We start from the raw sequence: 11,098 nt of genomic DNA on the forward strand, positions 1-11,098 counted from the left end.
GGCCCTCACTCGGTCGACCCCCTCTCCCCTTTGGGGAGAGGGTTGGGGTGAGGGGCTGTCGCACTCGCCCTTCCAACCTCACTCAAAACGCAAAATCCGTCTCCGGCAGCGCCATCAAACATTCGGCCCCACCCTGAATCGCTTCCCGATGCGCACTGGCCCGCGGCAGTACACGACGCAGATAGAAGTCCGCACTGGCTAGCTTGGCCTGATAGAACGCCTCTTCACCCGTACCCTGCTCCAACGCATCCTGCGCGCGCGCCGCGGACTGCAGCCACAGCCCGGCCAACAAGACATAGGCAGAGTACTGGAGGAAGTCCACCGACACCGCGCCGATCTCCTGTGGGTCGCGCCCGGTCGCCGCAATGATCTCGGCACTCAGCTCGCGCCATTCGCCGATACGTGCCTGCACCTTGCTGGCCAGAGCGTGCAGCGCCGGGCGATCGATCTGCCGGTCGCAAATCTCGCTGAATTCCGCCTGCAGCGCCGACAGTTCCGCGCCGCCGTCGCCGAGCAGCTTGCGGCGGATGTAATCCAGCGCCTGAATGCCGTTGGTGCCTTCATAGAGCTGGGTGATGCGGCTGTCGCGCATCAGCTGTTCCATGCCCCATTCGCGGATATAGCCGTGGCCGCCGTAGACCTGCACGCCGAGGCTCGCCACCTCCTGACCCATGTCGGTGAAGAACGCCTTGACGATGGGGATCAGCAGCGCAGCGCGCTTGCTCGCCGCCTTGCGGTAGCTCGGCTCGGGATGGCCATGCTCGAGGTCCAGCTGCCGGGCGCAGTAGGCCGCCAGCATGCGGCTGCCTTCGACCAGCGTCTTTTGCGTCAGCAGCATGCGGCGCACGTCGGGGTGCACGATGATCGGGTCGGCTGGCTTGTCCGGATGCTGCGCGCCTGCCAGCCCACGAGACTGCAGGCGCTCGCGGGCATAGGCCAGCGAGCCCTGATAAGCCTGTTCGGCAATGCCAAGCCCCTGCAGCCCGACCTGGAACCGTGCGTCGTTCATCATGGTGAACATGCATGCCAGGCCCTGGTTGGGCTCGCCAACGATCCAACCGGTGGCGTCATCGAAGTTCATCACGCAGGTAGCGGCGCCCTTGATGCCCATCTTGTGCTCGATGGCACCGCAGGACAGCGCGTTACGCTCGCCCGGCGTACCGTCAGCGCTGGCGATGAACTTGGGCACAAGCAACAGGCTGATGCCCTTCACGCCGGCCGGCGCATCCGGCAGGCGCGCCAGCACCAGGTGCACGATGTTCTCGCTCATGTCGTGCTCACCACCGGAGATGAAGATCTTGCTGCCGCTGACCTTGTAGCTGCCGTCCGCCTGGGGTTCGGCGCGGGTGCGCAACAGCGCCAGATCGGTGCCGGCCTGCGGTTCGGTCAGGCACATGGTGCCGCTCCAGCTGCCGCTGACCAGCTTCTCCAGATAGGCATCTTTCAACTCGTCGCTGCCGTGCTTGTACAGCGCGAGCACCGCACCTTCGGTCAGGCCGGAATAGATGCGGAAGGACAGTGAAGCGCCCATCAGCATCTCGTGGAAGTTGCAGGCCACCAGCTGTGGGAAGCCCTGGCCACCGTATTCGGTCGGCCCGGTCATGCTCGCCCAGCCGTTGTCGACGTACTGTCGATACGCCTCGACGAAGCCCTGTGGCGTGCGGACTTCGCCGTTTTCCAGGGTCACGCCCTCTTCGTCGCTGTTGCGATTGAGCGGCGCGATTTCGCCGCCGGTGTAGCGGGCGGCCTCTTCCAGTACGCCGTCGATCAGCTCGCGGTCCAGGCCGTTGCCCAGCAATTCACAATGGCCGGTGGCATCGAACAGTTCGTGCAACACGAAGCGCATGTCACGCAGCGGGGCCTTGTATTCCATGCTCAAGCCTCCTTCTTGTAATCGACGAAGCGGCCGCCGAGCGTCGCCAGGAAAGCCGTAACCGTAGAGGTAGACGGTGTCGATATCGGCGCTGGACTCGGCCATGCCTTCCTCGAGGATCTTCGCGCCTTCGTTGACGAGTGCCAGCAGGCAGCGCTCGAGGATTTCCTCACTGCCAATCTCACGACGCTCATAGCCGAGCCGCTCGGACTCGCGCTGCACCAGGGCATCCACTTCCGGATCGTGCTCGGCCTGACGGCTGCCCTCGGCGTAGCGGTAGTAGCCCATGCGCGATTTCTGCCCGAAGCGGCCCAGCTCGCAGAGACGATTGTCGACCTGCACCTCAGGTTCGTTCTGGCCCTTGCCGGCCAGTTCGCGGGCGCGCCACTCCAGGTCGATGCCGACCACGTCGTACATGCGGAACGGGCCCATGGCGAAACCGAAGCCCTGCAGCGCGGCGTCCACCTGATGCGGGTAGGCGCCTTCGAGCAGCATCATCCGCGCCTCCCGCACGTAGGTGGCGAGCATGCGGTTGCCGATGAAGCCCGGGCAGTTGCCGGCGACCACACTGACCTTGCCCATGCGCTTGCCGAGCGCGGTGGATGCTTCGAGCACCGCTTTCGAAGTCTTCGCGCCGCGGACGATCTCCAGCAGTTTCATGATGTGCGCCGGGCTAAAGAAGTGCAGACCCACAACCTGCTCGGGGCGGCCAGTGACTGCGGCGATGGCGTCGATATCCAGCGCGGAGGTATTGCTGGCAAGGATGCCGCTCGGCTTCACGATGCCGTCCAGCTCGCGGAAGATGTTCTGCTTGAGCTCGAGGTTTTCGTAGACCGCTTCGATCACCAGATCCACATCGGCCAGCGCCTGGTAATCGGCCGCCTTGCTGATGCAGGCCCGGCGCGCCTGCGCCTGAGTCTCGTCGATCCGGCCCTGGCGCACATTGTGCGCGTAGGTGTCAGCCACCACGCTCAGCGCCTGTTCCAGCATCTCGGGATTGTTGTCCAGCCAGCGCACCTGCACGCCAGCGTTGGCCAGGCTCATGACGATGCCGCGGCCCATGGTGCCCGCGCCGATCACGGCTGCGGTCTGGATATCGAATTGGGTTTGGCTCATTGCAGCTGTCCTCGTTGCAAGGCTGGAAAAACTGGAGACCAACCATAGACGAAGACGCTACTATTTTTGAAATTTAGTCTTGTGATGCTTCGGATTCACCAAATGAATATCTACAACTTCGACCTCAACCTGCTCCGTGTGCTCGACGCCCTGCTGCGCGAGCGCAACGTCTCGCGGGCGGCGGAGCGGCTTTCGCTCAGCCAGCCGGCGGTCAGCAATGCCCTGGCCCGCCTGCGCGAACTGCTAGACGACCCGCTGCTGGTGCGTGCCGGCCGAGCCATGCAGCCGACACCAAGGGCGCTGGCACTGGAAGCACCGATCCGTCATGCGCTGCAGCAGATCGAGCACAGCCTGATTGCCGGCGAAGCCTTCGATCCGGCGCGCAGCCACCAGCGTTTCCGCATCGCCGTGACCGACTATGTGGAGCTGATCTGCATGCCCGCGCTGATGCGGCGCCTGGCCGAGCACGCACCCGGCATCCAGCTGGCGATCCAGCACCTGACGCCGACGCTGCCGGTCGAAGCGCTGGACAACGGCGAGGTCGACCTGGTGCTCGGGCGCTTTCTCGAGGTGCCGTCACGCTTTCACGTACGTCGCTGGGCCAGCGAGACGCTGCAGGTGGCGGTGCGGCGCGACCACCCGCTGCTGACGGCGGGGCTGGATCTGGATGCCTTTCTGCGCCTGCGTCACCTGTGGGTGCATGGTGGCCAGACCCGCGGCATGGTCGACCAGTGGCTGGAAGCCCAAGGGCTTGAACGCAAGGTTGTCTACACCACGCCGAACTACCTGCAGGCCGCGCATATCGTCGCCAGCAGCGACCTCGCTGCCGTACTGCCGACCCAGTTGGCGCGCTATTTCGCCACGCTGCTACCCCTGCAAACCTTCGATCTGCCGTTCGATCTCGGCACCTTCGCGCTGGATATCGTCAGCGTCGCACAGCGACAGAACGACTCGGCGCTGCAATGGCTGATCGAGCAGATCGACGCCGTGGCGCCTGGCTGAGGCGCGAATCGAGCGCAACGAATCTCGCGCCTGGCTAATATCCATTTGCTAGTATCTCCCAGCGTTTCCGTCGGGAATTTCCCGAAAGCAGGCGACTGCGGCCGGCTGCGCGGAACATCGCAGCAAGGTGGATATCTACTCTTGCTAATGCGCCATGGTGAACATGGACGATCAAATCAAATCCGGAGCTAGACCTATGGCGGCCCTGCTGCAACGTACCACCGACACCATCACTCGCAATCAGGCCGAACTGCTCAGCAGCTGGAAGTCCGACCTGCAGAATCTGGGCGGCTATCACAACGTCAAGCCCGAAGAACTGGCCCAGCAGACCGTCGACTTCATCCGTCAGCTGATCAGCGGAACGGCAGACGGCTCGGCCGATATCAACGGTCCGGCCTGGGACGGCATGCGTCTGTATCTGGAAAAACTCTCGCGCAGCCGCGCACTGCTTGGCATGGATTCGCAACAGACCGCCGGCTTCATCTTCGCCATCAAGCGTCCGCTGATGACCCTGCTGCAGAGCGAATACGCCAACGAACCGGCAGTATTCGCCGAGCAGCTGTGGGCGGTATCCGAGCTGATCGACAGCCTCGGGCTGTACACCGTGCGCACCTTCCAGAAGTCCCGCGAAGAAGTGATCAAGCGTCAGCAGGAAGAGTTGCTGGAGCTGTCGACCCCGGTGGTCAAGCTGTGGGACGGCGTGCTCGCCCTGCCGATGATCGGCACCCTCGACTCGCAGCGCACCCAGGTGGTGATGGAGTCGCTGCTGCAGCGCATCGTCGATACCGGTTCGGAAATCGCCATCATCGATATCACCGGTGTGCCGACGGTCGACACCCTGGTCGCCCAACATCTGCTGAAGACGGTCACCGCGATTCGCCTGATGGGTGCCGACTGCATCATCAGCGGCGTGCGTCCACAGATCGCGCAGACCATCGTGCACCTGGGCCTGGACCTGCAAGGCATCGTCACCAAGGCCAGCCTGGCCGACGCCCTGGCCCTGGCCCTGCGCCGTTCCGGCCTCACCGTGACGAAGCCCGTCTAATGGATTGCATACCCATTCTGCGGATGGGCGAGTTTCTGCTCGTCACCATCCAGGTCGACATGCACGACCAACTGGCGATGACCCTGCAGGACGACCTGGCCGAACGCATCAGCGCGACGTCGGCAAAGGCCGTGCTGATCGATATCTCCGCACTGGACATGGTCGACTCCTTCATCGGCCGCATGATCGGCACCATCTCCGGCCTGTCACGGATCATGGACGCCGAGACCGTAGTGGTCGGCATGCAGCCGGCCGTGGCCATCACCCTGGTCGAACTCGGTCTCGAACTGCCCGGCGTCAGCACCGCGCTGAACGTCGAGCGCGGCATGCAGCTGCTGCGCGCCCGCGTGGCCGCGCAATGATCGTGCGCAGCAGCGGCAGCCAGCCGGTGCGCCTCGAACAGGATGTCGTGCTGGCGCGGCAGACCGTGCGCAAGCTGACCCAGGAATGCGCCATGCGCCTGATCGACCAGACCAAGCTGGTCACGGCGGTCAGCGAGCTGGCGCGCAACACCGTGGTCTACGGCGGCGGTGGCGACATGGATTGGCAGCTGATCGAGGATGGCACGCGGGTCGGCGTGCGCCTGACCTTCCGCGACGAAGGCCCGGGCATCGCCGACATCAAGCTGGCCATGACCGACGGCTGGACATCCGGTAGCGGCCTCGGCCTGGGGCTGACCGGCGCCAAGCGGCTGGTTGACGAGTTCGAACTCGACAGCACGGTCGGCGCGGGCACCCGAATCACCATTACGCGGTGGACATGAACGTTCAGGGAAGCGTCACCCAGGTCCTGCTGATCGAAGACAACAGCCAGATCGGCCACGCCCGCCGGGTCGCCCAGCGGCTGGCCGAACAGCACGACTTCGACACCACCGATGCCGGGCGCGCCGCCCTGCTCGCCACCGAGCTGGGCAGTAACCTGCTCAAGCACGCCGGGCGCGGCGAACTGCACCTTCGCGTAATTCCTGGACGAGAGGGGTGCGGCGTCGAAATCATCGCGGTCGACCGCGGACCGGGCTTCGACCTCGATCAATGCCTGACCGACGGCTTTTCCACCCGCGGCACCCAGGGCATCGGGCTCGGCGCGCTGGCGCGTCAGGCCCAGGTGTTCGACGCCTACTCCGATGCCCGCGGCTCGGTGGTGCTGGCGCAGCTGTTTCCTCGCGGCGTGCAGCCGCCGCCGTGGCGCTATGGCGTCAGCCAGCATCCCTATCCAGGCGAAACAGCCTGTGGCGACGCCTGGCAGCTGGCCTTCGATGGGCAGCGCTGCAGCGCCCTGGTCATCGATGGCATCGGCCATGGCGAGCTTGCCCAACAGGCCGCACTGGCAGGTGCGGTGGCGTTTGCAGAATCCCCACTGGATTCCCCCTTCGCCCTGTTCAGCAATATGCACCAGGCGATGAACGGCACTCGTGGCGGCGCCGCAGCCATCGCGCACTTCGACGGCCAGCGTCAGACGCTGGATTTCGCCGGCATCGGCAATATCGGCGCCAGCCTGATCGCTAGCGAGGGCTCGCGTGGCCTGGCCTCGCATCCTGGCATCGTCGGCGTGCGCTTTCGCAAGGCGCATGTCTTCGACTACCCGCTGGGCGAGGCGCGGCTCCTGGTGCTCTACAGCGATGGCCTGCAAACACGCTGGAATCTGCGCGACTACCCCGGTCTCGTTCACCGTCACCCGGCCATCATCGCCGCACTGTTGCATCGCGACTTCTGCCGCGGTCGCGACGACGTGACCGTGCTGGCACTCAACCTGGAGGCTCCTCGTGGCTGATCCGACGTCCCCCGAGTCCGGCGACGCCGGCCTGCTCGAGCAGCTGCGCCGCGATAACGAGTCGCTGCGCGCCGAACTGGAAGAAACCAATCAGGGTGTCTTGGCGCTGTATGCCGAGCTGGACACCCAGGCCGAGCAGCTGCGCCAGGCCTCGGACCTGAAGAGTCGCTTTCTGTCGTACATGAGCCACGAGTTCCGTACGCCGCTGGGCTCGATCCTCAGCATCACCCGCCTGCTCAGCGACGAACTGGACGGCCCGTTGAGCCCGGAACAGCACACGCAGGTGCGTTTCGTCAGCTCGGCCGCCAGCGAGCTGAGCGAAATGGTCGATGATCTGCTCGACCTGGCCAAGATCGAAGCCGGCCGCGTCAGCATTTCCCCGGCCTGGTTCGACATGCTCGACTTGTTCTCGGCGTTGCGCGGCATGTTCCGCCCCATCGTCGAGGGCTCGCCGATCGACCTCATCTTCGAAGAGCCCGAAGGCATTCCGCGGCTCTATACCGATGACAAGAAGCTGGCGCAGATCCTGCGCAACTTCATCTCCAACGCGGTGAAGTTCACGCCCCAGGGGGTGGTGCGCGTGTCGGCACGGATGGAAAACCCGCAGCAGGTCCGCTTCGCCGTCAGCGACACCGGTATCGGCATTGCCCCCGAGCTGCACGACCGGCTTTTCGAAGATTTCGCCCAGGTCGACTCGCCGCTGCAGAAGCGCCTGCGCGGCACCGGCCTCGGCCTGGCGTTGTGCAAGCGTTTCGCCGAACTGCTCGGCGGCCGTGTCGGTGTGGAAAGCGAACCAGGCAAGGGCTCGGAGTTCTATGTAGTTCTGCCTCTGGCGATTGATACGGAGCCTTCCGATGGAGCGTGACAGCCGTCTGTTGATCGTCGACGACAACGCGCCGACGCGCTATGCGATGCGCCGGGTACTGGAACGCCATGGCTATCAGGTGCTGGAAGCCGGCACTGGCAGCGAAGGCCTGGAACTGGTGGCCAACGCCGCGCCGGATGCGCTGATCCTCGACGTCAACCTGCCGGACATGAGCGGCTTCGACATCGCCCGCCAGCTGCGCGCCGATGCGAACACCGCCCTGCTGCCGCTGATTCACGTGTCCGCCGCCTCCATCGAGACCAACGACATCATCACCGGCCTCGATGCCGGCGGCGATGCCTACCTGATCCACCCGGTCGATCCCGACGTGCTGCTGGCGACGCTGCGCACCCTGCTGCGGGTGCGCGATACCGAGCGCGCACTGCGTGACAGCGAGGCGCGCTTCCGGGAAATCTTCTTCCATGTCGCCGCGCCCATCGCGGTGCTCGACGCTGAGTTGCAGCTGCACGAGTGCAATCACGCGTTCGAACTGCTGATTGGCGGTGCCAGCCCGGCTTCGCCCCTGTCGCAAAGCGTTGCCGCCGGGCAGGAGACGATTCTCGCCGAGCTGAGCGCACATCTTCAGGCCGGCGAGCGCTGGCATACGCCGCTGCAAATGCAGGTCAACGGCGATACCCGCGAGACCGAGTGGCAGATTTCCCCGTACCGCGCACAGGGCCTGGGCCTGGTGTTCGTTGAGGACGTAACCGAACAGCGTCTGCGTGAACGCGCACAGCGCCAGGAAATCGCGACTACCACCAGTCAGCTCGCCCACGAGGTAGCCGAGCGAGCGCGCACCGAAGAGCAGCTGCTGCAGGCGCAGAAGATGGACGCCCTGGGCAAACTCACTGGCGGTATCGCCCACGACTTCAACAACCTGCTCACCGGCATCATCACCGGCATCGAGCTGATGAAGCAGCGCATCATCGAAGGCCGCGCCGACAGCGTGCTGCGCTTTGCCGATGCCTCGCTCAGCTCGGCGCGCAGTGCAGCGTCGCTGACCAATCGCCTGCTGGCATTCGCTCGCAAACAGCCGCTGGATGCGCGGGCGCTGGATATCAACGAACGCATTCGCTCGCTGCAAGACCTGCTGCGGCGCACCATCGGCGAACGCATCACGCTGACCTTCGACTTCACCGCCGAGCCCGCGGTGGCGCGCGTGGACGTCAGCCAGTTCGAGAGCGCCCTGCTCAATCTGGTGATCAACGCCCGCGATGCGTTGCCCGAAGGCGGGCATATCCGCATCAGTACGTTCCCTTCGGATGGCGGCCAGAAGGCGGAACTCGCGCCAGGGCGCTACATCGGGCTGTGCGTGAGCGATGACGGAACGGGTATCGATCCCGGCGTGCTGGACAAGGTCTTCGATCCCTTTTTTACCACCAAGCCGCAGGGCCGCGGCACAGGGCTGGGGCTATCGAGCATCTACGGGTTTGCCCTGCAGTCGGGTGGCGATGCGAGCATTCGCAGCACGCTCGGCGCCGGAACCGAAGTCACCCTCCTGCTGCCCGCCGCCAACGGCGAACAGGCAGCGACGCCCGCCGCAGCGCCGGATAGTTCGATGCGGCTGGTCGGCCACGAGCACGTGCTGGTGGTGGAAGACATGCCCAGCGTGCGCATGCTGATCGCCGAGACGCTGATCGAAGCCGGCTACCGCTGCAGCCAGGCGGGAGACGTGGAAACCGCCCAGTCTCTGCTCGAGGCCGACCCGTCAATTGACCTGCTGCTGACCGATGTCGGGCTACCCCGTCTTTCCGGTCGCCAGCTGGCCGAATGGGCACGCCGCGAGCGCCCGACATTGCCGGTGGTGCTGATGACCGGCTATGCGGAGAGCGCATCCAGTCGCGAGGGCTTTGTCGATGAGCGCATGGAGCTGGTGCTCAAGCCGTTCGAAGGTGCAGACCTGCTGATCAAGATCCGCGGCCTCCTCGACGAAGCCTGATGTTGCCGACCGACTATCCACCGCCGCTTAAAAATCACCGATCTGCGCTTGATGCGCATGGCGCGGGCAACAAAAAAGTGCCGGTGTCAAGTCTTTCGCGCAAATCACGCAGGGCTTGAAACCGTATATGGGACAGTAGGTTAGCTCTTTTCGGGGCCGCTTTGCAGAACCGCGGCTTCGTCGGCTAGGAGCCACATAAGAGCGTCGGGAGAGAAAGCCGCATCGCACCGTGTCGTGCTGGATTGCCGAGGAACGGCGGGCCTGTCGCGTCATCATAGCCCAAGAGGCTTGGCGGCATCCAGAATGAAGAACGCGCAGCCGGTGGCTGCGCGTTCGATGGATGCCGTTGGTATGTGACGCCATCATGTCGGCTTCGATGGCGCGCTCCGGGTCGCCGTGCCCTTCCTGAATCCCCGATCCCCCGCCATGAACGCCTCCAGCATGTGCGGGATCAATTTCTCTGCATCGACCGCCTCGCCATACGCCTGCGCGTGCAGCGAGGCGTAGCGGTCGAGGTCGGCTTTCAGGCTTGCCGGGCAGGCAAAGGTCAGCTTGACGCTCTCGGTCTTGGGCAGCGGCCCGAGCCGCAACTTCTTGGTCATGCTCATTGCGAAGCACCCCGGTTGAAGAACAGCGGCTGGTACGGCCGCAGCACCAGATCCCGGTTAACGATGATGCGAACCGGCAGGCCCGGCCGGCTGGTCAGCGTCGGCTGGATGTTCATGTTGCGCCGGGTGATCTCCTGTCCGACTTGATTGATGCTGTCCTGGGCGCTATCACGCCCGGCGATGACGATGCGGTTGCCGTCCTGGCGGTTCTCCGGCGCGGCCAGTTCGGCGCCCACGCCCAGCAGCGTCGTCAGCACCGCGCCCGAGACGATGCGCTTCCAATGCCAGTCCACGTCGTCCTCCAGGCCGGCGTAGCCCGCTGGATCGGTGCCCACAAGGTTGTCGAGCGTCAGCGATGAGGTATCCGGCAGGATGACCCGGTTCCACACCACCTGCACGCGGCTCTGCCCATAGCTGACCTGGCTGTTGTACTTGCCCAGGATGCGCGACCCCTGCGGGATCAGCAGGAACTTGCCCGTGGCCGTGTCATAGACCGGCTCTGTGACGGTGGCGATCACATCGCCCGGAAGATCGGACTTGATGCCTGTCACCAGCGCCCCGGCGATCACGGTTCCGGCCATCACTTGATACGGCGACGCCGGCAGTGCCAGATGGCCGGAATTGCGGGTTTCCGTAGAACCGGCTTTCAGGAACGCCTCTTTCTGGTCTTGCCGGTTCTGCACGGCGGTCGGATCGGATGGCTGCGCCGCCGTCGAGGCCGGCCCGGGGGCGAGCGGATCGAAGGCCGCGAGCGTGCTTGCAGCGCCAGGCACACCCGGCGCTGCCAATGCCACCGTGGCCGCGGCTTGGCCGCCCGAGCGGAAGAACACCGACGAAGCCGCAGCGGCCTCCGCTTCCTTGCGCAAAGCGTCGTTGGGAT

Annotated in this window: 10 protein-coding genes and 1 pseudogene; 7 read left to right on the plus strand and 4 right to left on the minus strand. The window is 64.9% G+C overall.

Annotation, left to right across the window (positions count from 1 at the left end):
- Positions 1-82: 82 nt before the first annotated feature.
- Positions 83-1,873 (minus strand): acyl-CoA dehydrogenase C-terminal domain-containing protein, encoded by a 1,791-nt coding sequence (locus LO50_RS05100; protein ID WP_014821940.1) that lies wholly within the window; start codon positions 1,871-1,873, stop codon positions 83-85.
- 3 nt (positions 1,874-1,876) lie between these two features.
- Positions 1,877-2,989, minus strand: a pseudogene (locus LO50_RS24025) (3-hydroxyacyl-CoA dehydrogenase); the annotation flags it as partial.
- Positions 2,990-3,091: 102 nt separating this feature from the next.
- Between LO50_RS24025 and LO50_RS05105 the strand changes: the two are divergent.
- The 7 genes from LO50_RS05105 to LO50_RS05135 all read left to right on the plus strand — a co-directional run bounded on the left by LO50_RS05105 (position 3,092) and on the right by LO50_RS05135 (position 9,610).
- Positions 3,092-3,991 (plus strand): LysR family transcriptional regulator, encoded by a 900-nt coding sequence (locus LO50_RS05105; protein WP_044314308.1) that lies wholly within the window; start codon positions 3,092-3,094, stop codon positions 3,989-3,991.
- Positions 3,992-4,187: 196 nt separating this feature from the next.
- Positions 4,188-5,036 (plus strand): STAS domain-containing protein, encoded by an 849-nt coding sequence (locus LO50_RS05110; RefSeq protein ID WP_044314309.1) that lies wholly within the window; start codon positions 4,188-4,190, stop codon positions 5,034-5,036.
- Complete coding sequence (locus LO50_RS05115; RefSeq protein WP_044314310.1) at positions 5,036-5,398, plus strand: STAS domain-containing protein; 363 nt, start codon at positions 5,036-5,038, stop codon at positions 5,396-5,398. Before LO50_RS05110 ends, LO50_RS05115 begins: the two co-directional genes overlap by 1 nt.
- On the plus strand, positions 5,395-5,799 hold the full coding sequence (locus LO50_RS05120; RefSeq protein WP_003281109.1) for an ATP-binding protein: 405 nt from the start codon (positions 5,395-5,397) through the stop codon (positions 5,797-5,799). The genes LO50_RS05115 and LO50_RS05120 overlap by 4 nt, the downstream gene beginning before the upstream one ends.
- Positions 5,796-6,806 carry an ATP-binding protein gene (locus tag LO50_RS05125; RefSeq protein ID WP_044314311.1) on the plus strand — a complete coding sequence of 337 codons (1,011 nt, stop codon included), beginning with the start codon at positions 5,796-5,798 and terminating at the stop codon, positions 6,804-6,806. Before LO50_RS05120 ends, LO50_RS05125 begins: the two co-directional genes overlap by 4 nt.
- On the plus strand, positions 6,799-7,671 hold the full coding sequence (locus tag LO50_RS05130) for a sensor histidine kinase (protein WP_044314312.1): 873 nt from the start codon (positions 6,799-6,801) through the stop codon (positions 7,669-7,671). The genes LO50_RS05125 and LO50_RS05130 overlap by 8 nt, the downstream gene beginning before the upstream one ends.
- On the plus strand, positions 7,661-9,610 hold the full coding sequence (locus LO50_RS05135) for a response regulator (RefSeq protein WP_044314313.1): 1,950 nt from the start codon (positions 7,661-7,663) through the stop codon (positions 9,608-9,610). Before LO50_RS05130 ends, LO50_RS05135 begins: the two co-directional genes overlap by 11 nt.
- Before the next feature lie 362 nt (positions 9,611-9,972).
- Here the strand turns inward: LO50_RS05135 and LO50_RS05140 are convergent, their stop codons facing one another.
- Together LO50_RS05140 and LO50_RS05145 are read right to left on the minus strand one after the other, a co-directional pair.
- Positions 9,973-10,218, minus strand: coding sequence for a DUF2274 domain-containing protein (locus tag LO50_RS05140; protein ID WP_023114203.1), 246 nt, complete (start codon positions 10,216-10,218; stop codon positions 9,973-9,975).
- Positions 10,215-11,098 (minus strand): TraB/TrbI/VirB10 family type IV secretion system protein (locus tag LO50_RS05145; protein WP_044314314.1); only part of this gene is annotated, 884 nt, incomplete at its 5' end. The genes LO50_RS05145 and LO50_RS05140, both read right to left, overlap by 4 nt.

It is taken from the genome of Stutzerimonas stutzeri (assembly GCF_000935215.1).
Taxonomy (GTDB): Bacteria; Pseudomonadota; Gammaproteobacteria; order Pseudomonadales; family Pseudomonadaceae; genus Stutzerimonas.